General features: G+C 42.0%; 26 protein-coding genes and 1 other annotated feature. Of the genes, 21 read left to right on the top strand and 5 right to left on the bottom strand.

Annotation, left to right across the window (positions count from 1 at the left end):
* Positions 1–347: 347 nt before the first annotated feature.
* From AACS90_RS22465 to AACS90_RS22445, 5 genes are all read right to left on the bottom strand, one after another.
* Complete coding sequence (locus tag AACS90_RS22465; protein WP_099121590.1) at positions 348–1211, bottom strand: fructosamine kinase family protein; 864 nt, start codon at positions 1209–1211, stop codon at positions 348–350.
* Positions 1212–1353: 142 nt separating this feature from the next.
* A complete protein-coding gene (locus AACS90_RS22460) occupies positions 1354–2229 on the bottom strand; it encodes a metal ABC transporter permease (RefSeq protein WP_099121589.1) in 876 nt (291 codons plus the stop codon).
* A complete protein-coding gene (locus AACS90_RS22455) occupies positions 2226–3101 on the bottom strand; it encodes a metal ABC transporter permease (protein ID WP_099121588.1) in 876 nt (291 codons plus the stop codon). Before AACS90_RS22455 ends, AACS90_RS22460 begins: the two co-directional genes overlap by 4 nt.
* Positions 3098–3997 carry a manganese/iron ABC transporter ATP-binding protein gene (locus AACS90_RS22450; RefSeq protein WP_099108192.1) on the bottom strand — a complete coding sequence of 300 codons (900 nt, stop codon included), beginning with the start codon at positions 3995–3997 and terminating at the stop codon, positions 3098–3100. Before AACS90_RS22450 ends, AACS90_RS22455 begins: the two co-directional genes overlap by 4 nt.
* The gene (locus AACS90_RS22445; protein ID WP_099121587.1) at positions 3994–4908 is read right to left on the bottom strand and encodes a metal ABC transporter substrate-binding protein; all 915 of its coding nucleotides are present in this window, start codon (positions 4906–4908) and stop codon (positions 3994–3996) included. The genes AACS90_RS22450 and AACS90_RS22445 overlap by 4 nt, the downstream gene beginning before the upstream one ends.
* 181 nt (positions 4909–5089) lie before the next feature.
* Between AACS90_RS22445 and AACS90_RS22440 the strand changes: the two genes are divergently transcribed.
* The 21 genes from AACS90_RS22440 (at position 5090) to AACS90_RS22345 (ending at position 24885) form a co-directional block, all read left to right on the top strand.
* Positions 5090–5878 carry a transglycosylase SLT domain-containing protein gene (locus AACS90_RS22440; RefSeq protein ID WP_241538212.1) on the top strand — a complete coding sequence of 263 codons (789 nt, stop codon included), beginning with the start codon at positions 5090–5092 and terminating at the stop codon, positions 5876–5878.
* Between the two features lie 210 nt (positions 5879–6088).
* Positions 6089–6598, top strand: coding sequence for a cupin domain-containing protein (locus AACS90_RS22435; RefSeq protein WP_099121586.1), 510 nt, complete (start codon positions 6089–6091; stop codon positions 6596–6598).
* Between the two features lie 167 nt (positions 6599–6765).
* Positions 6766–7404, top strand: a complete 639-nt coding sequence (locus AACS90_RS22430; protein ID WP_099121585.1) for a hypothetical protein — start codon at positions 6766–6768, stop codon at positions 7402–7404.
* Between the two features lie 330 nt (positions 7405–7734).
* Positions 7735–9663, top strand: coding sequence for a threonine--tRNA ligase (thrS, locus tag AACS90_RS22425; RefSeq protein ID WP_099121584.1), 1929 nt, complete (start codon positions 7735–7737; stop codon positions 9661–9663).
* Positions 9664–9666: 3 nt separating this feature from the next.
* Positions 9667–10206 (top strand): translation initiation factor IF-3, encoded by a 540-nt coding sequence (gene infC / locus AACS90_RS22420; protein ID WP_099108187.1) that lies wholly within the window; start codon positions 9667–9669, stop codon positions 10204–10206.
* 93 nt (positions 10207–10299) lie between these two features.
* Positions 10300–10497 (top strand): 50S ribosomal protein L35, encoded by a 198-nt coding sequence (rpmI, locus tag AACS90_RS22415; RefSeq protein ID WP_006118955.1) that lies wholly within the window; start codon positions 10300–10302, stop codon positions 10495–10497.
* A gap of 46 nt (positions 10498–10543) precedes the next feature.
* Complete coding sequence (gene rplT, locus AACS90_RS22410; protein ID WP_010847342.1) at positions 10544–10900, top strand: 50S ribosomal protein L20; 357 nt, start codon at positions 10544–10546, stop codon at positions 10898–10900.
* Between the two features lie 51 nt (positions 10901–10951).
* Positions 10952–11071 carry a pheST operon leader peptide PheM gene (gene pheM / locus AACS90_RS23395; protein ID WP_153043651.1) on the top strand — a complete coding sequence of 40 codons (120 nt, stop codon included), beginning with the start codon at positions 10952–10954 and terminating at the stop codon, positions 11069–11071.
* Positions 11021–11145 (top strand) — a sequence feature (Phe leader region). It overlaps the preceding gene by 51 nt.
* An 85-nt stretch (positions 11146–11230) precedes the next feature.
* Complete coding sequence (gene pheS / locus AACS90_RS22405) at positions 11231–12214, top strand: phenylalanine--tRNA ligase subunit alpha (RefSeq protein ID WP_099121583.1); 984 nt, start codon at positions 11231–11233, stop codon at positions 12212–12214.
* Between the two features lie 14 nt (positions 12215–12228).
* Positions 12229–14616: a phenylalanine--tRNA ligase subunit beta gene (pheT, locus tag AACS90_RS22400; protein ID WP_099121582.1), complete on the top strand. Its 2388-nt coding sequence runs from the start codon at positions 12229–12231 to the stop codon at positions 14614–14616.
* Between the two features lie 4 nt (positions 14617–14620).
* Positions 14621–14917, top strand: a complete 297-nt coding sequence (gene ihfA, locus AACS90_RS22395; RefSeq protein ID WP_099121581.1) for an integration host factor subunit alpha — start codon at positions 14621–14623, stop codon at positions 14915–14917.
* A 65-nt stretch (positions 14918–14982) separates the two neighbouring features.
* Complete coding sequence (gene btuC, locus AACS90_RS22390; protein ID WP_099121580.1) at positions 14983–16002, top strand: vitamin B12 ABC transporter permease BtuC; 1020 nt, start codon at positions 14983–14985, stop codon at positions 16000–16002.
* Between the two features lie 54 nt (positions 16003–16056).
* The gene (gene btuD / locus AACS90_RS22385; RefSeq protein ID WP_099121579.1) at positions 16057–16824 is read left to right on the top strand and encodes a vitamin B12 ABC transporter ATP-binding protein BtuD; all 768 of its coding nucleotides are present in this window, start codon (positions 16057–16059) and stop codon (positions 16822–16824) included.
* Between the two features lie 151 nt (positions 16825–16975).
* Positions 16976–18115: a UDP-4-amino-4-deoxy-L-arabinose aminotransferase gene (arnB, locus tag AACS90_RS22380; protein ID WP_099121578.1), complete on the top strand. Its 1140-nt coding sequence runs from the start codon at positions 16976–16978 to the stop codon at positions 18113–18115.
* A 5-nt stretch (positions 18116–18120) separates the two neighbouring features.
* A complete protein-coding gene (gene arnC, locus AACS90_RS22375) occupies positions 18121–19101 on the top strand; it encodes an undecaprenyl-phosphate 4-deoxy-4-formamido-L-arabinose transferase (RefSeq protein ID WP_099121577.1) in 981 nt (326 codons plus the stop codon).
* Positions 19098–21095 (top strand): bifunctional UDP-4-amino-4-deoxy-L-arabinose formyltransferase/UDP-glucuronic acid oxidase ArnA, encoded by a 1998-nt coding sequence (gene arnA, locus AACS90_RS22370; protein WP_099121576.1) that lies wholly within the window; start codon positions 19098–19100, stop codon positions 21093–21095. The genes arnC and arnA overlap by 4 nt, the downstream gene beginning before the upstream one ends.
* 5 nt (positions 21096–21100) lie before the next feature.
* A complete protein-coding gene (gene arnD, locus AACS90_RS22365) occupies positions 21101–21994 on the top strand; it encodes a 4-deoxy-4-formamido-L-arabinose-phosphoundecaprenol deformylase (protein ID WP_099121610.1) in 894 nt (297 codons plus the stop codon).
* 5 nt (positions 21995–21999) lie between these two features.
* A complete protein-coding gene (gene arnT, locus AACS90_RS22360; RefSeq protein WP_099121575.1) occupies positions 22000–23661 on the top strand; it encodes a lipid IV(A) 4-amino-4-deoxy-L-arabinosyltransferase in 1662 nt (553 codons plus the stop codon).
* The gene (arnE, locus tag AACS90_RS22355) at positions 23661–24008 is read left to right on the top strand and encodes a 4-amino-4-deoxy-L-arabinose-phosphoundecaprenol flippase subunit ArnE (RefSeq protein WP_099121609.1); all 348 of its coding nucleotides are present in this window, start codon (positions 23661–23663) and stop codon (positions 24006–24008) included. Before arnT ends, arnE begins: the two co-directional genes overlap by 1 nt.
* Positions 24005–24400 (top strand): 4-amino-4-deoxy-L-arabinose-phosphoundecaprenol flippase subunit ArnF, encoded by a 396-nt coding sequence (arnF, locus tag AACS90_RS22350; protein ID WP_099121574.1) that lies wholly within the window; start codon positions 24005–24007, stop codon positions 24398–24400. Before arnE ends, arnF begins: the two co-directional genes overlap by 4 nt.
* Complete coding sequence (locus AACS90_RS22345) at positions 24400–24885, top strand: C40 family peptidase (protein WP_099121573.1); 486 nt, start codon at positions 24400–24402, stop codon at positions 24883–24885. Before arnF ends, AACS90_RS22345 begins: the two co-directional genes overlap by 1 nt.
* Positions 24886–24917: the final 32 nt, after the last annotated feature.

Genomic DNA, 24917 nt, shown 5'->3' with positions numbered 1-24917 from the left:
GCTGCGGGATACAGAGTTCCGCAGCTACATCGTATCTGTTGCCTTTCAGATTGCTTCTTTGTTGGCAATGCTTGCTCCTCCCTGTCAGTGTTTTCATAAAACTACTCTAGTGGGTGTGCTTTCTTGCCACTACAGTGCAGTTTGAAATTTATTAAGTATATATTTGTCTGTTTCATAAATTTCACGAAGAGAAATTAATATAATTAATCTTTTGTTACAATTTAACTTTCTTAACTTCTTTGATTTTTTTAATAAATTAATAAACAAACAAGTTTGGATTGCTTTAGTTAACTCTTTGATTAAATTTTAAATCTGATTATGTAGCTATTTTGAATAGGATCGGATTTTTATTCGGATAATATATTATCGATGATACTTTGTGCAGTGGTAAAATTATCCCCGCCAAAAAGGTTACAACGATTCAATAAATAATAGAGTTGATAGAGAGGCTGCCGTTCAATGAAATCTGACGGTAGTGGCCAAACACTTTGATAGCCATCAAGAACCTGTAGAGGGAGCTCAGGGTAAAAAGGGAGCATAGCGAGATCACACTCACGATCACCCCAATAACAGGCAGGATCAAATGCAACGACACTATTGTGATCTAAAGATGCGCAATTCATTGGCCATAAATCACCATGTAATAAAGATGGCTCAGGCTGATGAGAGTGCAGTTTATTGCTAACTTTTTCGACAATTGCATCGATGTTTCCGAATACCATGCCATTATCTGATGCAAGTTGTAATTGCCAGCCAATACGCTTTTCTGCATAAAATTGGTTCCAGCGTTTTTGCCACCCATTAGGCTGAATTGTCGTGCCAAGCATGTTGTCAAAATCAAAACCAAATTTGGGTTGTTCATTCCATTGGTGAAGCCGGGCAAGTTGTTGGCCAAAGCAGTACGCGTTGTGGGCATCAAATGGCTTGATAGGAAGATATTCGAGTAAAAGGAAGCTATGATTACGGTCATGCCCAACGCCATATACTTCAGGTACTCTGGTTGTGTTGCTACGGGCTAATAATTCCAGTTGTTCTGCTTCTGTTTTAAAGATAGGCAACATTTCTTTCGTATTGGACTTAACAAAGATATGCTGAGCGCCATACTCAATAGACCAAGAGCGGTGAATATCTCCTCCTGATAATTCCGTCTTGCTGCGGATTTCTGCCTCTTCAAAATGTTCACTTAATAGACGGCTAACAGTTTGCCACATGACTCACCTCATTAAGTTGACAATTACTATGCTCATATTACATACAGATGCAGTGGTTGAACAGTTTAAAACAGAATTTAAATTCTGATTAGCGGGCCATATTTAAATTAGATATAGGCCCCTAATTTGATTTTACTGAAACTCACACTGATGGGGATAATATATCCTTGGCCTGTTTTCTATGCATTTTCTTTCTGGCTAATTTTATTTGGTCATAAATAACGGCAAATGCGAAGAAAATAGCCTGAATGATAACAATGCATGCGCCGGTTTCACCATCAATGTGGAAGCTGACTATTGTACCAAGCACACTGGATGTGACTGATGCCATTATGGCAACAATCATCATACGTTCAAAATTCCGACATAGGATAAAAGCAATAATCCCGGGGGATATTAACATTGCAATAACCAGAATAATCCCAACAGCTTGTAATGAAGCAACAATGGTTAGAGCTAAAAGAGATAATAAGCCATAATGCAGCAGCTTTACTGGTAAACCAACAACTTTTGCCTGATTAGGATCAAAGCAATATAGCATGAAATCCTTACGTTTCAGAAGAACAACGGCCAGAGTGAACCCTGCAATGCACATTATCTGGATCAGTTCATTTTGGGTAATACCGAGGATACTGCCGAATAAAATATGGGTCAAATGTTGTTCTGTATCTATGCGGGTAAAAAGTACCAGACCAAATGCAAACATGCCAGAAAACACAACACCCATGACGGTATCTTCCTTAACCCGGCTATGCTCTTTCAGATATCCAGTGGCAAAGGCGCAAAATATTCCGGAAAGGAAAGCACCTATTGCAAGTGGTATTCCTGCAACAAATGCCAGAACAATTCCCGGTAATACTGCGTGGGAAATGGCATCTCCCATTAATGACCACCCCTTCAGCACTAAATAGCACGATAGTACTGCGCAGACAGTTCCCACGACGATCGCAGCGACAATGGCACGTTGCATAAAATCATGCATAAAAGGTTCCGTGATGAACTCAATCAAGGCATTCATGAGTGCTCTCCCTGAGTAATTGCCTGAGATTCTTTTTTAGCTCGTTGGCGAGAGGCCAACATACCGTGTTTAGGTGCAAAGAAGAAAGCCAGCAGGAAAATCAGAGTCTGTAAGGTAACAATGACTCCTCCGGTTGCACCATTAAGGAAGTAGCTAATATAAGCACCTATACAACTGGTTAAGGCGCCTATGGCAACTGAAATGATAAGCAGATTCTTAAAACGATCTGTCAGTAGATACGCAGTTGCTCCTGGAGTCACGACCATAGCAATAACCAAAATAGCGCCAACTGTTTGTAAGGCTGCAACAGTACAGGCGCTTAATAAAGTGAAAAAAATAATTTTCAGGCGTAATGGGGATAACCCGATGGATCGGGCATGGTTTTCATCGAAGAATACAACCAGCAGATCTTTCCAGAGCAGCATCAGAACAATAAAAGACACAGCAATAATGATTTCTACCTGTAAAACGTCTTCATCAGCGATCCCCAGAATATTGCCGAGGATGATGGTTTGTACATTAACGGATGTTGGATTTAAAGAAACGATCAATAACCCGGCAGCGAAAAAAGTGGAAAATATAAACCCAATAACGGCATCTTCACGTAATCGTGTGATGTGGCGTACGAGAGTCATTGATAATGCTGCAAGCATACCAGTAAAAAAAGCACCACCGGCATAAGGTAAACCGAGGGCATAGGCACCGGCAACTCCGGGCACCACAGAGTGGGAGAGGGCATCCCCCATCAGTGACCAGCCTTTTAGCATTAAATAGGCTGACAAAAAAGCACAGACAGCGCCGACAATGGCACTTACCCACATGGCTTTCACCATATAGTTATAATTAAATGGTTGTAGCAACAGTTCCATCATAACTGTTCATCCTTCTGTTTTTGACTTTGTCGTGGAGGAACATGATTATCATGACCGTAAAATACGGCAGCTCGCTCATCATCGGTAATGACGGTCAGGGAACGAGGATCGTCATCGTCATGGAGTTCAGGGCCAGAGAGATTGATATGACGTAAAACACCGCCAAATGTGGTTTCCAGATTCTTCTGCGTGAATGTAGTTTCAGTTGGGCCACTGGCCAGAACGGTGCGATTAATCAAAATAACATGGTCACAAAATTCGGGAACACTGCCGAGGTTATGTGTGGAGACTAAAATTAAGTGTCCTTCATCACGCAGGTCACGAAGCAAATCAATAATGGCATTCTCAGTTTTAACATCTACCCCGGTAAAAGGTTCATCTAAAAGTAGAACTTTTCCTTCCTGAGCCAGTGCGCGTGCCAGAAATGCCCGTTTTTTCTGTCCACCAGAAAGTTCACCGATTTGTCTGTCACGTAGTTCAATCAGCCCAACCCGCTCTAGTGAGCGATTTACGATTTGATGGTCTAGCTTACTGGGCCTGCGAAGGAAGCCCATTTTTCCATAGCGCCCCATCATCACAACATCAGAAACCAGAACCGGAAAGTTCCAGTCTACATCTTCAGTTTGTGGAACGTATGCAATGATATTCTTTTTGAGTGCTGTTTTTATGGATTGCTCATTAAGGGTAACTTTTCCTTGAGATGGAGTAACTAACCCCATAATAGTTTTGAATAATGTCGATTTACCACTGCCATTCATTCCTACTAATGCACATATGGTGCCGCCTGTGATATCAAAGCTCGCATCATAAATTGCAGTATGGCCGTTGTTGTAAGTGACAGTAGCGTTATCAACTAATAAATGTGGCTTTTCAAATAATGACGATGCGTTTTTCATTGATTAAATCCTTTTGCGATAGTATCGACTGTCATATTCAAAAGATCGATATAGGTAGGAACAGGGCCTTTTGCTGTAGAGAGGGAATCAACATAAAGTACGCCGCCATATCGTGCTTCGGTTTCTTTGCTGACTTGTTTTGCGGGTTTATCTGAAACAGTACTTTCACTGAAAACAACAGGGATTTTATGTTCTATCATCGTATCGATGACACGGCGGACCTGCTGTGGTGTACCTTGTGCTTCGGCATTAATTGGCCATAAATAGACCTCTTTGAAACCATAGTCTTGTGTGAGATAGCTAAATGCACCTTCACTGGTTACCAGCCAGCGTTCATTTTCAGGAATACGAGACAGGCGCTCTCTTAATGGCGCATCCAATTTGGCTATCTTGTCAGCATAAATTTTGGCGTTACGGTTATAAGTATCTGCATTTTGTGGATCGTTTTTGACTAAAGCCTTACGGATATTTTCGATATAAATAAGTGCGTTATTCGGAGACATCCAAGCGTGGGGATTAGGGTTCTGATTATAAGGCCCTTCGCGGATCGGGAGTGGCGTAATACCTTCGGTGATTATAGCGACAGGAATATCCTGCATATTTTCAAAAAAACGTTCAAACCAACGTTCCAAATTTAACCCGTTCCAGAGGATTAGATCAGCTCGCTTCGCCTTAATGATATCTTTGGGGGTGGGTTGGTAATCGTGAATTTCTGCGCCGGGTTTTGTAATAGATTCAACAATAGCAGCATCCCCTGCGACATTTTGAGCCATATCCTGAATAATGGTAAATGTAGTTACAACCCTGAATTTTTTATCTGCATGAGCTTGCAGGCTGAATAAGGTAATAGTGAAGAGGGTAATAGTTATACGGAGTATCGGGAAAATAGAAAAAGAACGTTTTTTGTTCATTATTGTAAACCTTATTTGTTATGCATGCGATTGTTGATAATGATTATCAATATCATCTTTATAAAGTCAAGGTGATACAGTGATATGATTGATAATTTTGCAGGTTATCCTGAATTTTTCTGGTTTCTAAAATCATCATGCGAACAAAAAAACAACATATTGTCTAGTGTTTTGAAGTTCATTGAATATAACTGCCTCAATTTATTTTGATGAGATATATAAAAATATTTTCATTTTATTCATAAAATTATATATGCTTTATAAGGTTAATTTTAGTTTAGGAGAACTTTTCGTGAGATTAAAGTTTATTCATGTTCATATTTTTCTGATGATATTGCTAACAGGATGTACAAATCAGGAGTCTCAACAAGTAAAAAATGACCATAAATCAACATCGAAAAGAATATTCGGCGGCGATGGCATTATGGTGTCGCAGAATAAATTGAATAATCAGAGAAGAGCAACACCCTTTGATAATTTTATTGCACAGGCTGCAAAACGTTATGGGGTGGATGAAATTTTGATTAGGGCAATTATTCAGGTTGAATCCGGCTTTCGCCCAGAAGTTATCAGTAAATCTAATGCAGTTGGATTGATGCAGATTAAAGCCTCTACAGCAGGTAAAGATGCCTATCGACTGAAAGGTAAGTCAGGGCAGCCAACTATGCGTGAATTGAAAGACCCTGAAACGAATATTGATCTTGGCACTGCCTATATTAGTATTTTGAAAAAACAGCATCTAAGCGGAATTATTAACCCTGAAATTTTATATTATGCAACAATAGTTGCCTATGTTAATGGCGCTGGAGCATTATTGCGGACATTTGATTCAGATCGTAAGTTGGCAATTAATAAAATTAACCGAATGACACCGAATGAATTTTATCAGTATGTCCAGAATAATCATCCCGCACCACAGGCTCCTCGCTATTTATGGAAAGTGAAGAATGCCTATCTTAATTTAGAGTGATTTTTTTCACACTGAATTGAATATGTGATTTATTATTTTTTCTATTAGTTATCAAGAGGACATAATAGCTTTCTTTTACAAATACGCTCCGTCTCTCCAGTTGCTCTTTGTTGGCTACGTTCGTCCATCCCAATATAGTTATCTAAATATATTTTCAGAACAATGTAATTATCCTACTACTAATAATTTTTTAATAATAAAGGAAGTGTCATGTCATTAAAACGAGAAAACAGAAGACCTGAATTTATTCAGCATTGGACACAAAACGAAGAAGAAGAGAGAGCAGGATACCCCGATAGCAATGAAATTTTCACTATAGGCTCTGCTCTTGGTAAATCTCTGGGACTAAAGAAACTGGGTATCCACCACGAGCGTCTTTTACCCGGTCGTAGAACATCTTACCCCCACGCAGAAAAGAATGAAGAAGAATTCGTGTATGTGCTTGAGGGAACACCTGATGTGTGGATTAACGGAGAACTGTATCGATTAGAGCCGGGAGATGCCGTTGGTTTTCCTGCTGGCACAGGGATTTGTCACACTGTAATAAATAATACAGTATCCGAAGTTAGGTTATTGGTTGTCGGAGAAAAAAGTAAACCTGAAAACAAAATCTGGTATCCACTGAATCAAGAATATCAAAAAACCAGAAGTGATGGATGGGATTCACCTCCTGAACAAGTTTTTGGCAACCATAATGGTCAACCAGATAAAAATAGATAAATTAACGCAGGTTATCATCTTTAAACCACCTTCATTTGGGTGGTTTTTACATAAGAACAAAATTATCTCGTCAGCATCAGTATTAGCCATACAAGTGGTATCAAACAGGAAAATTTGAATATGGCATTCATACTATAGTTATCTATGTAAACAATAATGGTGAATGTATGTTTGATGACTTGCTGAACTGGGTAATAAAAAATTACTCTGCTATAGCATCAATATTGTCTGCTTTTACAGCATTTCTTGGAGGTATCTGGGTCATGCTTAAAAATGTCTATAGCAGCCTGAATTTTTTTAGGAATAGAAGGCTCACAAACAATATTGATTATCTTGAGAAATATGATGAATACCTGACTGAGGAAGATAAAGTCTATATTAAAGATATTATTACTTCTGAGATTATGTTTAAAGTGACTAAGATTAAATCAAAGGATCTTAGGCACTTAGTCATACAATTGACCAGTCTAGGCATTGAAGCAGGGTATATATTCGATATTAAAAGATTAAAAAGATATGTCATGGTAAATTCGGATTTTGCAAAAATAAGAATTGATGCTTCTTATGTTTTTAATTATTGGATTGAGAAATTAATGTCTGTTGTTATTTTTGTTTTGATGCTTTTTATTGCATTTAAAATATTATATGTGGATGGTCAGGATATCAGTATCCTGAATACGGTAGTTATGATATTTCTGATGATTATTTTAGAGTTGCTGGGGATCTGTTTCTTAACGTTAAGTGTATCACCGGGGAGAATAAAAAAAATAAATGCAGAATTGTCTAAGCATAAGTTGAGTGATTAGCGTTCAAGTCTTTTCAAACCTTGATGTCCGGAAATCTTGGAGATTGAGAAATTACAGGAAAACTGCCGTTTTTTTGGCTAAAAGAATTTATGTCCATTGAATAATAATACCTATGTTGTTCTTTTTATTTGTTGCTAAATGATATGGGTGATAACATCCTCCGTCGAGTTAAAGCGGTGTACATGAGTCGTTTGTCATTTTGTGTACTTAACTGTGTACATAACTTGCATGGTGCAGCAAGTGCCCGCAATTAACGTATTGAATTCTTGAGGTAAATATTTCATACAAGTGATCTTTCGTGTGGGTCACCACTGTAGATAAGGATTTTAAATGCCTGTAATTACTCTTCCTGACGGTAGTCAACGTCAATTTGAGCACGCCGTTTCTGTCATGGATGTTGCTCGCGATATCGGTGCTGGTTTGGCAAAAGCGTGTATCGCTGGTCGTGTTAATGGCGAATTGGTAGATGCGTGTGAATTAATCGAAACAGATTCCACACTGGCCATTATTACCAGTAAAAATGAAGAAGGTCTGGAAATTATCCGCCATTCATGTGCGCATTTGCTGGGTCATGCAATCAAACAACTGTGGCCTGACACCAAAATGGCAATTGGTCCGGTGATTGATAATGGCTTCTATTACGATATCGATTTGGATCGCTCTTTGACGCAGGAAGATATCGAGCTGCTTGAAAAACGCATGATGGAGCTTGCCAAGAAAGATTATGATGTTATCAAGAAAAGGGTAACCTGGCAGGAAGCTCGTGATGCTTTTGCAGCTCGTGGTGAAGAGTATAAGATCCAGATTCTGGATGAGAATATCAGCCGTGATGATCAACCTGGTTTGTATCATCACGAAGAATACGTAGATATGTGCCGTGGCCCACATGTACCTAACATGCGTTTCTGCCATTATTTCAAATTGCAGAAAGTTGCAGGTGCATACTGGCGTGGCAACAGCGACAACAAAATGTTGCAACGTATTTATGGTACTGCATGGGCAGATAAAAAGCAGCTGAGTGCTTATTTATTACGTCTGGAAGAAGCGGCAAAGCGTGACCATCGTAAAATTGGTAAACAGCTTGATCTATATCATATGCAGGAAGAAGCGCCGGGTATGGCTTTCTGGCACAATGATGGTTGGACAATTTTCCGTGAACTAGAAACGTTTGTTCGTGTCAAGTTAAAAGAGTACCAATATCAGGAAGTGAAAGGCCCATTTATGATGGACCGTATCCTGTGGGAAAAAACTGGACATTGGGAAAACTATAAAGAAAATATGTTCACCACTTCGTCGGAAAACCGTGAATACTGCGTAAAACCGATGAATTGCCCGGGGCACGTCCAGATCTTTAACCAGGGGCTAAAATCCTATCGTGATTTACCGCTGCGTATGGCTGAATTTGGTAGCTGTCATCGTAATGAACCTTCAGGTGCTCTGCATGGCTTGATGCGAGTCCGTGGCTTTACTCAGGATGATGCGCATATCTTCTGTACTGAAGATCAAATTCTTCAGGAAGTCAGTAGCTGCATCAAAATGATTTATGATGTATATGGTACATTTGGTTTTGAGAAGATAGTTGTTAAACTATCGACTCGCCCGGAAAAAAGAATTGGTACTGATAAACAGTGGGATGAAGCAGAAGCAGATCTCGCTGAGGCCTTGAAAACAAATGGTATTGAATTTGAGTACCAGCCGGGTGAAGGTGCATTTTATGGACCTAAAATTGAATTTACTTTGTATGATTGTTTGGATCGAGCGTGGCAATGTGGTACTGTGCAGCTCGATTTTTCATTGCCGGCGCGTTTGAGTGCGTCGTATGTCGGTGAAAATAACGAACGTAAGGTTCCTGTAATGATCCACCGAGCTGTTCTGGGTTCCCTTGAACGCTTCATTGGTATCCTGACAGAAGAATATGCCGGGTTTTTCCCGACATGGCTGGCACCTCAACAGGTGGTTGTCATGAATATTACCGATGGTCAGTCAGATTATGTACAGGAATTGGTTAAAAAACTTCAAGATGTAGGCATTCGTGCAAAAGCAGACTTGAGAAACGAGAAGATTGGCTTTAAAATTCGCGAACACACTCTGCGTCGTGTACCTTACATGCTTGTCTGTGGTGATAAAGAGGTCGAGTCAGGAAAAGTTTCCGTTCGTACCCGCCGCGGTAAGGATTTAGGTAGCATAGATGTCAGCGAGTTCTCAGAGAAGTTGCTGGCAGAAATACGCAGTCGCAATCTTCGTCAATTGGAGGAATAAGGTATTAAAGGCGGAAAAAGAATTCAACCGGCGCGCCCAAATCGCATTAATGAAGAGATTCGCGCCTCTGAAGTTCGTTTAACTGGGTTAGATGGCGAGCAGATTGGTATTGTCAATCTGAGAGAAGCTCTTGAAAAAGCTGAGGAAGCTGGTGTTGATTTGGTGGAAATCAGCCCAAATGCCGAACCGCCGGTTTGTCGTATCATGGATTACGGCAAGTTCCTCTATGAGAAGAGTAAGTCAATCAAAGAACAGAAAAAGAAACAAAAGGTTATTCAGGTCAAGGAAATTAAATTCCGTCCTGGTACAGATGAAGGCGACTATCAGGTCAAACTACGCAACCTGATTCGTTTTCTGGAAGATGGCGATAAAGCCAAAATCACCCTGCGTTTCCGTGGACGTGAAATGGCGCATCAACAGATTGGCATCGAAATGCTTAACCGCATTCGTGAAGATTTGAGTGAACTGGCAGTGGTCGAATCCTTCCCATCGAAGATCGAAGGCCGTCAGATGATCATGGTGCTCGCTCCTAAGAAGAAATAGTCAGGCATACAAGTAGCAGGCTCCAACCAGTTTGGAAGGGGTCTGTTCGCCTTACTAGTTCGTTGTAATTAACAATGCGAAGTGGATATTAAAATGCCAAAGATTAAAACAGTACGCGGCGCAGCTAAACGCTTCAAGAAAACTGCCAGTGGTGGTTTCAAGCGTAAGCACGCTAACCTTCGTCACATTCTGACTAAAAAATCAACTAAGCGTAAACGTCATTTACGTCCAAAAGGCATGGTCTCCAAAGGTGATCTGGGCCTGGTTGTTGCTTGTCTGCCATACGCATAAGCAAGCATTTTTTTAGATTAGAACTCAGAGACGATAGGAGAAGTATATGGCTCGCGTAAAACGTGGTGTTATTGCCCGTGCACGTCACAAGAAAATTTTAAAACAAGCGAAAGGTTACTACGGTGCCCGTTCGCGCGTTTATCGTGTTGCTTTCCAGGCAGTTATCAAAGCTGGTCAGTACGCTTACCGTGACCGCCGTCAGCGTAAACGTCAATTCCGTCAATTGTGGATTGCTCGTATCAACGCTGCTGCACGTCAGAACGGCATGTCTTACAGCCGTTTCATCAACGGCCTGAAAAAGGCTTCGATTGAAATCGACCGTAAGATTCTGGCTGATATCGCTGTATTCGACAAAGTAGCATTTGCTGCTCTGGTTGAAAAAGCGAAGGGCGCTCTGGCATAAGTCAGGTTAAGAGAGGGAGCCTTTGCTCCCTCTTTTACTTTTTTTGAAAATATGCTTACTATTAGCTGGATTAGCCAGTCTATAAATAGTCGGGTTGAAAAGGGTACAGGAGAGAGAATAAAAATGATGAAGTTAGCCTTTTTTCGTTTCTTTTTTTACTTTAGCGCCTGAAATAAGGGGGCTTTGCGCGTAAGAAAAGAAACGAAAAACAGCGCTTGAGCCTCCGGTCTGGAGGCTTTTTTATTTTTATGACCTCATTAAGAGACAAAAATTTTGAGGGCATAGTCGATAACAACTAAAAGGCCATCTGGCCGAAGGAAGAGGAAAACGATGTCACATCTTACTGAGCTGGTTGCAAACGCAAAAGCAGCCGTAGAAGAAGCCCAGGATGTTGCCGCGTTGGATTTGGTGCGAGTTGAATACCTGGGAAAAAAAGGCCATTTAACTCTCCAGATGTCATCGCTGCGTGACTTGTCTGCCGAGGAGCGTCCAGCGGCAGGGGCTGTTATTAACCAGGCAAAACAAGAAGTCCAGGAAGCTTTGAATGCACGTAAAGCTAAATTGGAAGCAGATGTTCTGAATGCCCGTCTGGCAGCAGAAAAAGTTGATGTTTCATTGCCTGGCCGTCGTATGGAAAATGGCGGATTACATCCAGTCACTCGTACGATTGAACGAATTGAAACTTTCTTTGGTGAGTTAGGCTTTTCTGTTAAAGCTGGTCCGGAAATTGAAGACGACTACCATAACTTTGACGCGCTGAATATCCCTGCACATCATCCGGCTCGTGCTGATCACGACACATTTTGGTTTGATGCAAAACGTTTGCTACGTACGCAAACGTCAGGTGTTCAGATCCGCACAATGAAAGAGGGTCAGCCACCTATCCGTATCATTGCGCCAGGCCGGGTATACCGGAATGATTACGATCAGACACATACCCCAATGTTCCATCAGATAGAAGGGTTGATTGTTGATAAGAATATCAGCTTCACCAATCTGAAAGGCACGTTGCATGACTTTTTGAATAACTTCTTTGAAGAAGATATGCAGGTTCGTTTCCGCCCATCCTATTTTCCGTTTACTGAACCATCCGCAGAAGTTGATGTGATGGGTAAAAATGGCAAATGGCTGGAAGTATTAGGTTGTGGCATGGTTCACCCGAATGTATTGCGTAACGTTGGCATTGATCCTGAAGTTTATTCTGGTTTTGCCTTTGGTATGGGAATGGAACGCTTGACGATGCTGCGTTATGGCGTCACCGATCTACGTGCTTTCTTTGAAAATGATTTGCGTTTCCTCAAACAGTTTAAATAAGGCGGGAATATTTCATGAAATTCAGTGAACTCTGGTTACGCGAATGGGCGAATCCTGCCATTAGTAGCGAAGAATTGTCTGATCAAATCACCATGGCGGGCTTGGAAGTTGATGGCGTTGAAAAAGTAGCGGGTCAATTTAATGGTGTTTTCGTCGGTGAAGTTGTTGAATGTGCTCAACACCCGAACGCAGACAAATTGCGCATCACAAAAGTTAATGTTGGTGGTGATAGCCTTCTCGATATCGTCTGTGGTGCACCAAATTGCCGTCAGGGTCTGCGTGTAGCAGTTGCTACCGTTGGTGCTGTATTGCCCGGTGATTTTAAAATTAAAGCGGCTAAATTACGTGGTGAGCCGTCAGAAGGTATGCTTTGCTCGCTTTCTGAGCTGGGAATTAGCAATGATCACGATGGTATTATTGAATTACCAGCTGATGCGCCAATTGGTGCCGATTTGCGCGATTACATGAAATTGGATGATAGTGCGATTGAAATCAGCATTACGCCTAACCGCGCAGACTGCCTTAGCATTCAGGGCGTTGCCCGCGATGTTGCCGTTATCAATAAATTGTCCATGAATGAGCCGGAAATCGAGCCTGTTAAACCGGCTACAGATGCGACATTCTCTATTCGTGTTGACGCACCAGAAGCTTGTCCGCGTTATTTAGGGCGAGTTATCAATAACGTCAATGTTGAAGCAGAAACGCCACTGTGGATGCGCGAAAAACTGCGTCGTGGTGGTGTTCGTTCTATCGATCCTGTTGTTGATGTTACTAATTACGTGTTGCTTGAGCTGGGTCAGCCATTACATGCGTTCGATTTAGAGCGTTTAGACGGTTCTATTATTGTTCGTCTGGCAGAGCAGGGTGAAAAATTAACCCTACTGGATGGAAATGAAGTGGAACTTTCTGCTGATACGCTTGTGATTGCTGATGAAAAGCAACCACTTGCAATGGCAGGAATTTTTGGCGGCGAATATTCTGGTGTTAGTACAAAAACACAACATATTCTGCTGGAGTGTGCTTTTTTTGCACCATTGGCAATTACTGGCCGTGCCCGTCGTTATGGTTTGCATACAGATGCCTCTCATCGTTTCGAACGTGGCGTTGATCCGCAGCTGCAATTTAAAGCAATGGAATACGCAACACAGTTACTGGTTGCTATCTGTGGTGGGGAAGCTGGTGAGATTATCGATGTTACCAGTGAGTCTCATTTACCAAAGCCAGCAACTATTACACTGACTCGTAATAAATTGGATCGTTTGATTGGCCATCATATTGCTGATGAGCAAGTAACGGACATCCTGAGCCGTCTGGGCTGTCAGGTAATAGTTCAGAATGGTAATTGGGAAGCAGTAGCTCCGAGCTGGCGTTTCGACATGCAGATTGAAGAAGATCTGGTTGAAGAAGTTGCCCGTATTTATGGCTACAACAATATTCCTGATGTACCTGTACGCGCTGATTTGGTCATGACTTCACACCGTGAAGCGGATTTATCTCTTAAGCGCGTCAAAACTATGTTGGTGGACAAAGGTTATCAGGAAGTTATCACCTATAGCTTTGTTGATCCGAAGCTCCAGCAGCAATTACACCCGCAACAGGAAGCATTAATTCTGCCAAATCCGATTTCGGCTGATATGTCAGCAATGCGCTTGTCTTTGCTAACCGGATTGCTGACGACAGTTGCTTATAATCAGAACCGTCAGCAACACCGAGTGCGATTATTTGAATCAGGTCTACGTTTTGTGCCTGATGAAAGCGCAGAATATGGTATTCGTCAGGAATTGATGCTTGGTGGTGTAATCGCCGGAAATCGTTTCGATGAGCATTGGTCGATTGAAAAACAAGCAGTTGACTTCTTCGATTTGAAAGGTGATTTAGAATCCGTTTTAGAACTGACGGGTAAACTATCCGAGATTTCCTTTAAAGCAGAAGAACATCCTGCCTTGCATCCCGGACAAAGTGCTGGGATTTATCTGGGAAATAAATACATTGGTTACATCGGGGTCGTTCATCCAGAGTTGGAACGTAAACTTGACTTGAATGGCCGCACCGTGGTATTCGAATTGTTGTGGGACAAACTTGCGGACCGCATAATTCCTGAAATGAAGGAAGTTTCTCGCTTCCCATCCAATCGCCGTGATATCGCGATAGTTGTGCCTGAAAATGTAGCTGCAGAAGATATTCTGGTTGAATGTAAGAAAGTTGGCGTAAATCATATAGTTGGCATAAACTTATTTGACGTGTATTGTGGTAAAGGTGTCGCGGAAGGCTATAAAAGCCTTGCTATTAGCTTAATCTTGCAGGATACCTCGCGTACACTGGAAGAAGAAGAGATTGCTGCGACCGTTAGCAAATGCGTTGCTGCATTAGAACAGCGATTCCAAGCATCCTTGAGGGACTGAACTTATGGCGCTTACTAAAGCTGAAATGTCAGAAAATCTGTTTGAAAAACTGGGTATTAGCAAACGTGACGCTAAAGATCTAGTGGAAATATTCTTTGAAGAAGTGCGTCGTTCTTTGGAGAATGGGGAGCAGGTTAAGTTATCTGGATTTGGTAACTTTGATTTGAGAGATAAAAATCAACGTCCAGGTCGTAATCCGAAAACTGGCGAGGATATACCTATTACTGCTCGTCGGGTCGTCACCTTTCGCCCTGGGCAAAAGTTGAAGAGTCGGGTAGAAAAAGCGTTACCAAAAGAATAAAATATGAAAAGGCCGCGATTAAGCGGTCTTTTTCTTGCTCTTTATCCTGAATATTTTCACTTCTCATGTTATCAAAATATCGTTTACCGATTTATTCTGTCTCTGAACTCCTCACTCGTCAGAAAAAACGTGATTACCGAGTGATAGCTCTACTTCTTATTTTATCTATTGGATTATTTATTTTATCGCTATCTGCCGGTGAAATATGGTTCTGGCCAACTCAATGGCTGTCTGATTCCGCCCAGTTGTTTATTTGGCAGTTGAGATTGCCCAGAGCATTGGCAGTATTTGTCGTTGGTGCCAGTCTGGCAGTGTCAGGTGCAGTTATGCAGGCGTTATTTGAGAATCCGCTGGCTGAACCCGGATTATTGGGTGTCAGTAATGGGGCCGGGGTAGTGGTTGTTTTCTTGATCCTCATTTTTCATGGTATTACCCCATTGTGGCTATTAAGTGCTGGTGCGGTTTTAGGGGCACTTTTTATGACTGCAATTCTGTTGGGATTGGCTAAAAAGCACCAAATGACCAATGCACGTTTATTATTAATCGGGGTTGCTTTCGGAGTAGTATTTGGTGCCGTAATGACATGGATGGTTTATTTCAGTACCAGTCTCGACTTACGCCAATTAATGTATTGGATGATGGGTAGTTTCAGTGGTATTGACTGGCGCCAAATATGGCTGGTGATTGCATTGTGCCCTCTGATCCTTTGGTTAAGTAGAACCGGAAAAACACTTAATTATCTTTCTCTGGGTGAATTACAGGCATATCAATTAGGGATTTCGCATCATAAGTGGCGTAATTTATTTGTATCAGCAGTAGGATTACTGGTTGGTTTGAGTGTGGCTCTTGCCGGAGCAATTAGTTTTATCGGGTTAGTCATTCCCCATATTTTAAGACTGATTGGTTTGACGGATCATAAAACATTATTACCTGCCTGCACATTAGCCGGTGGCAGTTGTTTATTACTGGCAGACTTATTTTCTCGTTTATCTTTATCCCATGCGGAAATACCGATAGGGGTTGTTACAGCAACTCTGGGAGCACCTGTTTTTATCTGGTTGTTATTGAAAGCGCCACGGATATAAAGAGCTTTAAAAAATGATGGGGAAGTACTAAAAAACGAGAATAGGGAAGATAGTATGATTCAGCTACCACTTTTAGTATTGGATAATATTACTGTCAACAACAGACTGAATTCGCTGTCTGCTTCCGTCAAGGCCGGAGAGAAAGTTCATTTGGTAGGGCTGAATGGCTCAGGAAAAAGTACTTTGCTTGCGGCTATTGCCGGTATTTTACCTCATGATGGCACGATTCACCTTAACGGTAAAAAATTAAGTGATTATCGGCAGAGGGAACTGGCGCAGTGTCGGGCGTGGTTCTCTCAGTCGGTTTCAGCTCCCGCCATGCCTGTTTTTCAATATCTGGATATGTATCGCCCTGAGCTGGCGTCCCAGCCTGAAGGTGAAAAGGTATTACATGAAATTTGTCAGCAACTGAAACTGACGGCGTTACTGGCTTCAACAATTGGACAATTATCTGGAGGCGAGTGGCAGCGGGTGAGATTAGCGGGCGCTTTTTTGCAGGTATGGCCTGAACTTAATCCGATAGGGAAATTACTGCTGCTTGATGAGCCGACTAATAATCTTGATATCACACAGCAAGCTATTTTAGATAAATTAATTAACCAATTTTGTGTATTGGGAGGGACTGTTTTATTGAGTAGCCATGATCTTAATCACACTTATGAACAGGCCGACAATGTATGGTTGCTCGCTCGTGGTGAGTTGATTATGTCTGGTCGACCACATAATGTGATGAATGAAAGAAATTTATCCGAAATTTTTGAAGTAAATATTAGACATATCCAAAATACTGACTATAAGTTATGGAGGGTAGATCATCTCTAATCTTCAAAGGTAGAAATCACCTTGGTTGATTGTTTTTTCTCTCTTTTTTCGTTGATTGCCCTCAGTTTGTTTGCTTGTTGTTATTTTGTCTATGAAGTGTTCGTCAGAATGTCTTCCAATTATAAAATGAGTCAGGCTACGCAAGGCGATTATGAACAATTTTTTATCATTCTCCCGTCCATCGATTGGACGTGAAGAGGTTGAGGCAGTAGAACAGGTTTTACATTCAGGTTGGATTACTACGGGGCCACAAAACCAGCAGCTAGAACAGAATTTTGCTCAAATGTTTGGTTGCAGACATGCTATTGCTCTGTATTCTGCTACAGCCGGGATGCACTTGGCATTATTGGCATTGAAAATAGGCCCCGGCGATGAAGTTATCACACCTTCCCAAACCTGGGTTTCCACCATTAATATGATTTGCCTGTCAGGCGCTGAACCGGTCATGGTCGATGTTGATCGTGATACATTGATGGTCAGTGCGGAAACGGTCAGGCAGGCGATTACTCCGAAAACCAAAGCGATTATTCCAGTCCACTATGCAGGTGCTCCCTGTGATCTTGAAGCTTTACGTGTGGTTGCGGAAGAAGCGGGCATTCCCTTAATTGAAGATGCGGCTCATGCAGTAGGAACCCGTTATAAAAATGAATGGGTAGGTGAGCGAGGAACCGCTATTTTTTCTTTCCACGCTATCAAAAACATGACATGCGCTGAAGGTGGCATGTTTGTTACAGATAATGATGAACTGGCGCAAAAAATCCGCAGTCTGAAATTCCACGGTCTGGCTGTTGATGCGTTTGATCGGCAGCTTCAGGGCCGGAAGCCACAGGCTGAGGTTATTGAACCGGGTTTCAAATACAACCTGTCAGATATTCATGCGGCGATAGCGGTTGTTCAGTTAGGGAAACTGGCCTCCATGAATGCCCGCCGTCGGGAGCTGGTAGCCCGTTATACCGCTGCTCTTCATGATTCTCCTTTAAAAATGCTGAGCGTTCCTGAATACGAACACCAGCATTCTCATCATTTATTCATGGTACGAGTGGATCAAAAAGTCTGCGGTATTGACCGTGACACTTTCATGACTCGTTTGAAAGAACGCAATATTGGCTCAGGGTTACATTTCAGAGCGGCACATACACAAAAATATTATCGGGAACGCTATCCAACTCTGTCTCTGCCTGAATCTGAATGGAATTCAGCGACACTTTGTTCGTTACCCCTTTTTCCAGATATGAGTAACGACGATGTGGATCGGGTTGTTAATGCGGTATTGGAAATTATTGCGGAGTAAAAACAGTGGGATTTGAAGAAATTAGAAAAGTTTCGGTGGTTATTCCTGTTTATAACGAAGAAGAAAGTTTGCCTCAATTATTAAAAAGAACTATTTCTGCCTGCCAGAAACTCAATCAGGAATATGAATTAATTCTGGTGGATGATGGCAGCCGTGACAGCTCTGCAGAGATTTTAACCCGGGCAGCTGAAGATCCCGAAAGTTATGTTATTGCAATTTTACTGAACCGTAATTATGGGCAGCATTCTGCAATTATGGCGGGGTTCCATCAGGCAAGTGGTGATCTTGTTATCACACTTGATGCAGATTTGCAGAACCCGCCAGAAGAGATCCCCCGTTTAGTGAAGGTTGCAGAAGAGGGATATGATGTTGTCGGTACACGCCGTGCCAACCGACAGGATTCATGGTTCCGTAAAACGGCCTCTAAAATGATCAACGCAATGATAACGAAAGTGACGGGGCGCTCTATGGGCGACTACGGCTGTATGTTGCGTGCATATCGCCGCCATATTGTGCGAGCGATGTTGCAATGCCATGAACGCAGTACATTTATTCCTATTCTTGCCAATACATTCGCTCGTCGAACAACTGAAATTGATGTAACCCATGCAGAACGCGAATTCGGCGATTCCAAATACAGTTTTATGAAGTTGATAAATCTGATGTATGACCTGCTGACCTGCCTGACGACAGCGCCGTTACGGTTATTGAGTGTAGTGGGAAGTATTATTGCCGTGACGGGTTTTCTGTTGGCTGTATTACTGATCGCTTTGCGCCTGATTTTTGGTGCTATATGGGCAGCTGAAGGCGTCTTTACCCTATTTGCCATTCTTTTTATGTTTATTGGCGCTCAATTCGTTGCAATGGGGTTACTCGGAGAATATATCGGTCGCATATATAACGATGTTCGTGCCCGCCCACGTTACTTTATTCAAAAAGTGGTCGGGGATAAAAAGACCAACGATAATCAGGAAGAAAAAGAATGAAAGCAGTGATTTTTGCCTACCATGATATTGGTTGTGCCGGACTTAATGCATTAGTGAAAGCAGGTTTCGATATCCGGGCTATTTTTACACATGTTGATGATCCAAATGAAAATAATTTTTTCTCTTCTGTGGCTCGTGCAGGTGCGGATTTAGGTTTATCCGTATTTGCGCCGGAAAATGTGAATCATCCGCTCTGGGTTGAACATATCCGAGAAATGCAGCCAGATATTATCTTTTCATTTTATTATCGCGATATGCTCAGCCAGGATATTTTATCATTGGCAAAAAAAGGTGCGTTTAATCTGCATGGCTCTTTGCTACCAAAATATCGTGGTCGTGCTCCGGTTAACTGGGCGATCTTAAATGGTGAGACAGAAACAGGTGTGACATTACATAAAATGTCAGCAAAGGCCGATGCCGGAGATGTTGTTGCACAACAGGCAGTACAGATTGAGAAAACTGATACTTCATTGATCGTACATGGGAAAATCCGTGAAGCAGCAACTGAATTACTGAATGATATTCTGCCTCGTTTTAAAGCAGATAATTACCTTTCAATCCCACAGGATGAAAGTCAGGCTACTTATTTTGGTCGTAGAACCGCTGAAGATGGTGAAATTTTCTGGCATAAATCGTCTGAAGAGATCAATAACCTTGTTCGTGCAGTGACAGAACCTTATCCCGGTGCGTTTACTTTTCTCGGTGGGCGAAAAATCACAATCTGGCGCTCGGTTCCACTGAATACAACACACGATAAACAGGCCGGAACAGTGCTCTCCACCGACCCGCTGGTTATTGCGTGTGGAACAGGCGCTCTGGAAATTGTTAGTGGACAGAGCGAATCAGGTATCTACGTTCAGGGTAGCCGGCTTGCTCAGGAGATGGGCATAGTTACCGGTGTTCAGGTTGGGCAGAAAGCCACCGCACAGATCCCCCGCCGTAAGCGAGTTTTAATTCTGGGAGTAAATGGCTTTATCGGTAATCATTTGACAGAACGTCTGCTGAATGATGGTAATTATGATATTTACGGCATGGATATTGGCTCTTCTGCGATAGAGCGCTTTATTGGTAACCCTCATTTTCACTTCATTGAAGGTGATGTCAGCATTCACACTGAGTGGATCGAATATCACATCAAAAAATGTGATGTTATTCTGCCGTTAGTCGCCATCGCTACGCCTATCGAATATACCCGTAATCCACTGCGTGTATTTGAATTGGATTTTGAAGAAAATCTGAAAATTGTTCGTTATTGTGTGAAATACAACAAGCGGATTATTTTCCCTTCTACTTCCGAAGTTTATGGCATGTGTGATGATAAGGAATTCGATGAAGACACATCGCGCCTTATCGTGGGGCCAATTAATAAACAGCGCTGGATCTATTCCGTATCCAAACAATTACTTGATCGTGTTATCTGGGCATACGGTGAAAAAGAAGGTTTGAAATTTACCCTGTTCCGTCCATTTAACTGGATGGGACCACGGTTGGATAATTTAAACTCAGCACGTATTGGCAGTTCCAGAGCAATTACGCAGTTAATCTTAAATCTGGTCGAAGGCTCCCCGATAAAATTAGTTGATGGCGGAGAACAAAAACGCTGTTTTACTGATATTCATGATGGGATTGAAGCGCTGTTCAGAATTATTGAAAACAAAAATGGCTTATGTGATGGGCAGATTATTAACATTGGTAACCCGACGAATGAAGCCAGTATTCGTCAATTAGCTGAAATCTTGCTGAATAGCTTTGAAAAACATGAATTACGTGGGAATTTTCCTCCTTTTGCCGGATTTAAAAAGATCGAAAGCAGCAGTTATTACGGTCAGGGCTATCAGGATGTTGAGCATCGTAAGCCCAGTATTAAAAATGCGGAACGTCTGCTGGGATGGAAACCGACTATCGGTATGGAACAGACGATCGATGAAACACTGGATTTCTTCTTGCGTGATGCCGTGCAGGAACTGAAAAGGAAAAAGCAACATACAGGGTAAATATGATGCAAAAAGTGGGCTTAAGAATTGACGTAGACACTTATCAGGGCACCAGGGAAGGTGTACCGCGTTTACTTAAAATTTTACAGCGTCATTATATTCAGGCCAGTTTTTTTTTCAGTGTTGGCCCGGATAATATGGGGCGTCACTTGTGGCGGCTGCTGAAACCTAAATTTTTGTGGAAAATGTTGAGATCAAATGCTGTTTCTCTGTACGGCCCGGATATTTTGTTAGCCGGTACTGCTTGGCCGGGAAAGAAAATTGCAAAAGATTTAGGTCATTTGATGAAACAGACGATAGAAGAAGGTCATGAAGTGGGTTTGCATGCCTGGGATCATCAAAGCTGGCAGGCAAAAGCCGGTCGTTGGTCAGGAGCAGAATTAGCAGAACAGATACAGCTTGGTGTTGATGCATTAGAAAAGGAGACAGGGCAGGCTGTAACATGCTCGGCTGTTGCTGGCTGGCGCGCAGATGAGCGGGTGCTGGTGGCTAAACAGCAATTTGGTTTTGATTACAACAGTGATTGCCGTGGAACACATCCATTCAGGCCACTTTTGCCTGATGGAAGCTTAGGAACCGTTCAAATCCCGGTGACATTGCCAACTTATGATGAAGTTATCGGCACGCAGGTCAGTGATATCAATTTTAACCATTTTATTCTGGATGCTATTCAAAATGCCCGCGGTGTTCCTGTTTATACCATTCACGCAGAAGTTGAAGGAATGTCTAAATCATCACAGTTTGAGGCACTATTGGATATGCTGCACCAGCAAGATATTCAGTTTTGTCAATTAGGTCATTTACTACCTGAAAACCCGGAAACATTGCCAGTTGGGAGAATCGTTCGTTCCGATTTTCCTGGTCGTGAAGGCTGGTTAGGTTGTCAACAAGAGGTATAAAAAATATGTCGAATGTTCGAATGAGTAGAGCTGGAGCCGTTTTAATGGCTCTTTTTTTTATCTTTACTTACTTGATCCCTTTGAATGGACGTCTTTTATGGCAACCAGATGAAACTCGATATGCTGAAATCAGCCGGGATATGTTACAGCGTGGCGATTGGATCGTGCCTTATTTTCTGGATATCCGTTATTTTGAAAAACCAGTGGCCGGATATTGGATTAATAGCATTAGTCAGTGGATTTTTGGCGATAGTAATTTCGCAGTGCGTTTTGGCTCAGTATTCAGCATTATGCTCAGCGCATTTCTTCTTTATCGATTAGCTATGATGATGTGGCAGTGTCGTCAGACAGCATTTATCTCCTGCCTGATTTACATTTCCATGTTTATTGTGTTTTCTGTCGGGACTTATAGTGTCCTCGATCCTATGTTTTCATTATGGGTCACGGCAGGAATTGTTAGCTGCTATTGGGCACTGAAAGCCAGTAGTACCCGAGAGCGGTTTTTTGCCTGGTTTGTGCTGGGTATAACCTGTGGCATGGCTTTTATGACAAAAGGCTTTCTGGCACTGGTTCTGCCGGTGATCTCGATGATACCAGTCACGATATACCAGAGACGCTTTCTGGAGATGCTTCGCTTTGGTCCGATTGCCATTATCGGCGCTGTTTTGATTAGTCTGCCGTGGGTGATTGCAGTTGCTGTTCGGGAGCCTGATTATTGGCATTATTTTTTCTGGATAGAACATATCCAGCGTTTTGCTTCCGAGAATGCACAACATGCATCACCATTCTGGTTTTATCTGCCGATAGTAATTTTGGGTGTCATTCCGTGGTTAGGATTATTACCCGGTGCATTATTTACCGGCTGGAAAGCGAAGAAAAATCATCCTGAAATGTTTTTTCTCTTATGCTGGTTCTGTATTCCTTTGATATTTTTCAGTATATCGAGAGGAAAATTACTGACCTATATCCTGCCGTGTATGGGGCCTTTAGCATTGATGATGGCAAAATACGCCGTTGATAGTATGAGAAATGGCAAAATAAAGGCATTGAAGCTTAATGGATTAGTCAATGTTTTCATTGGCCTGATTGCAATACTGGCACTGGTATTTTTGGAGATATTCCCCAAAAATCCTCTTTATCAGTCTAATGAGTTACATAAATGGGTATTGGGGATTCTGACATTTGCTGTCTGGGGTATCGTCGGGTATTTATGTTTCAGACATAATGGTAAGCACTGGCAATGGGCCGCAGCCTGTTCAATTATGCTTAGCCTATCAATAGGTAGTGCACTGCCTGATAAAACGATTAATTCTAAACTTCCACAAGATTTCATCCAACAAAACGAAAAAGAATTAGCAGAAAGTAAATATATTTTATCGGCATCCGTTGGGGTAGGGGCGGCACTGGCGTGGGAATTAAAGCGCAATGATATCTATTTATTCCAAAACAAGGGTGAACTGGCGTATGGGCTGGATTATCCGGATAGCCAAAACCGATATATAACGCTAGAGCAATTTCCCGTTTGGCTGACCAGCGCACGGAAAGATGGTCAGGTTGCCGTTGTTTTTTTATTATCGTCAAAAGGAAAACTGCCTGAATTACCCCAACCGGATCTTGTACAGCGAAAATCCCGTTTTGTTCTTGTCATTTATAAGAAGCAACCATGATGAACAGTAGTGCAGGATTATTGATACTTGTTAGTTTATTAACCTGTGCAGGGCAAATTTGCCAGAAACAAGCGGTTATCTGTTGGGGAAAAAAGACTCCCTATAAAACATTACTCGTGGTGGTATGGCTAGTGGCTGCTATGCTTCTTTTGGGGGCCGGAATGCTATTCTGGCTGCGATTACTCCAATTTTTACCACTCAGCATCGCCTATCCGATGCTGAGCATTAATTTTGTGGTAATAACATTGATCGGGCAATTTTTGTATAAGGAGAAAGTGGGGTTAAAACACTGGATCGGTGTTTTAGCCATTATGTCGGGGATCCTATTAATGAGTCTGAATCAATGAAGGGGTATTTTTGGGGAGTAGCGAATGTTTTACTGGTCACGGTCGCGCAGCTATTTTTGAAGTGGGGAATGGCTCGGTTACCTGAACTATCCTTATTGCTACATTGGTTCAGTATAGACTGGTTGTGGCTGAATCTTAATCCTTTGCTGGTGGTGATAGCAGGGCTTATCAGTTACGCATTATCTATGTTCTGCTGGTTTTTTACTTTGAAATATCTGCCATTGAATAAAGCGTATCCACTATTAAGCCTGAGTTACATTTTTGTTTATTTAATGGCGGTATTATTACCTTGGTTTAATGAAAATACCTCACCATTAAAAACGATAGGCATCTTGCTAATTCTATTCGGTGTTTGGTTTATTAGCAGGCCAGAAAGCAGGAGGGCTGATTGATGTCAATAAAAATCAGGCATTTATGTCTGCTATTGAGCCTGTTACTTATCGGTTGTTCTAACCATATCTCGCAATCGCAGCTACCACCATCGCGAGCAGCTCTGTCTGATCCGATTATGGTTATCGCAAAATTAAAAGAGCAACTTGAACAATGGCAGGGGACACCTTACCGCTATGGAGGTATGGATCGGCGGGGTGTGGATTGCTCAGGTTTTGTTTATCGTACATTTCATGATCGCTTTAATATCCTCCTTCCACGGACAACAAATCAGCAAACTCAACTGGGAACCCGGATCAGCAAAAAGGATTTGATGCCGGGTGATCTGGTATTTTTCAAAACCGGTAGTGGTGCTAACGGATTACATGTTGGGATTTATGATATCAATAATGAATTTATTCATGCCTCTACCAGCAATGGTGTTATGCGTTCCTCTCTTGATAATGTTTATTGGCAGCGTGTATTTTGGCAAGCCCGCAGAATATGACCACGACCTGAATCACCAATTTAATCTGAGCG

It is taken from the genome of Xenorhabdus sp. KK7.4 (assembly GCF_963876465.1).
GTDB lineage: Bacteria > Pseudomonadota > Gammaproteobacteria > Enterobacterales > Enterobacteriaceae > Xenorhabdus > Xenorhabdus stockiae.
This window is presented reverse-complemented; position numbering and strand designations above follow the sequence as displayed.

Excerpts from the sequence above, each read along its gene's own strand:
- AACS90_RS22435 (WP_099121586.1), top strand. The coding sequence starts at position 6,089 with ATGTCATTAAAACGAGAAAACAGAAGACCTGAATTTATTCAGCATTGG.
- AACS90_RS22430 (WP_099121585.1), top strand. The coding sequence starts at position 6,766 with ATGTTTGATGACTTGCTGAACTGGGTAATAAAAAATTACTCTGCTATA.
- AACS90_RS22345 (WP_099121573.1), top strand. The coding sequence starts at position 24,400 with ATGTCAATAAAAATCAGGCATTTATGTCTGCTATTGAGCCTGTTACTT.
- AACS90_RS22460 (WP_099121589.1), bottom strand. The coding sequence starts at position 2,229 with ATGAATGCCTTGATTGAGTTCATCACGGAACCTTTTATGCATGATTTT.
- AACS90_RS22465 (WP_099121590.1), bottom strand. The coding sequence starts at position 1,211 with ATGTGGCAAACTGTTAGCCGTCTATTAAGTGAACATTTTGAAGAGGCA.
- AACS90_RS22445 (WP_099121587.1), bottom strand. The coding sequence starts at position 4,908 with ATGAACAAAAAACGTTCTTTTTCTATTTTCCCGATACTCCGTATAACT.
- arnB (WP_099121578.1), top strand. The coding sequence starts at position 16,976 with ATGAACAATTTTTTATCATTCTCCCGTCCATCGATTGGACGTGAAGAG.
- pheT (WP_099121582.1), top strand. The coding sequence starts at position 12,229 with ATGAAATTCAGTGAACTCTGGTTACGCGAATGGGCGAATCCTGCCATT.
- arnT (WP_099121575.1), top strand. The coding sequence starts at position 22,000 with ATGTCGAATGTTCGAATGAGTAGAGCTGGAGCCGTTTTAATGGCTCTT.
- btuC (WP_099121580.1), top strand. The coding sequence starts at position 14,983 with ATGTTATCAAAATATCGTTTACCGATTTATTCTGTCTCTGAACTCCTC.
- pheS (WP_099121583.1), top strand. The coding sequence starts at position 11,231 with ATGTCACATCTTACTGAGCTGGTTGCAAACGCAAAAGCAGCCGTAGAA.
- AACS90_RS22455 (WP_099121588.1), bottom strand. The coding sequence starts at position 3,101 with ATGATGGAACTGTTGCTACAACCATTTAATTATAACTATATGGTGAAA.
- rplT (WP_010847342.1), top strand. The coding sequence starts at position 10,544 with ATGGCTCGCGTAAAACGTGGTGTTATTGCCCGTGCACGTCACAAGAAA.
- arnE (WP_099121609.1), top strand. The coding sequence starts at position 23,661 with ATGAACAGTAGTGCAGGATTATTGATACTTGTTAGTTTATTAACCTGT.
- AACS90_RS22450 (WP_099108192.1), bottom strand. The coding sequence starts at position 3,997 with ATGAAAAACGCATCGTCATTATTTGAAAAGCCACATTTATTAGTTGAT.
- btuD (WP_099121579.1), top strand. The coding sequence starts at position 16,057 with ATGATTCAGCTACCACTTTTAGTATTGGATAATATTACTGTCAACAAC.
- arnD (WP_099121610.1), top strand. The coding sequence starts at position 21,101 with ATGCAAAAAGTGGGCTTAAGAATTGACGTAGACACTTATCAGGGCACC.
- ihfA (WP_099121581.1), top strand. The coding sequence starts at position 14,621 with ATGGCGCTTACTAAAGCTGAAATGTCAGAAAATCTGTTTGAAAAACTG.
- rpmI (WP_006118955.1), top strand. The coding sequence starts at position 10,300 with ATGCCAAAGATTAAAACAGTACGCGGCGCAGCTAAACGCTTCAAGAAA.
- arnA (WP_099121576.1), top strand. The coding sequence starts at position 19,098 with ATGAAAGCAGTGATTTTTGCCTACCATGATATTGGTTGTGCCGGACTT.
- pheM (WP_153043651.1), top strand. The coding sequence starts at position 10,952 with ATGCTTACTATTAGCTGGATTAGCCAGTCTATAAATAGTCGGGTTGAA.
- arnF (WP_099121574.1), top strand. The coding sequence starts at position 24,005 with ATGAAGGGGTATTTTTGGGGAGTAGCGAATGTTTTACTGGTCACGGTC.
- thrS (WP_099121584.1), top strand. The coding sequence starts at position 7,735 with ATGCCTGTAATTACTCTTCCTGACGGTAGTCAACGTCAATTTGAGCAC.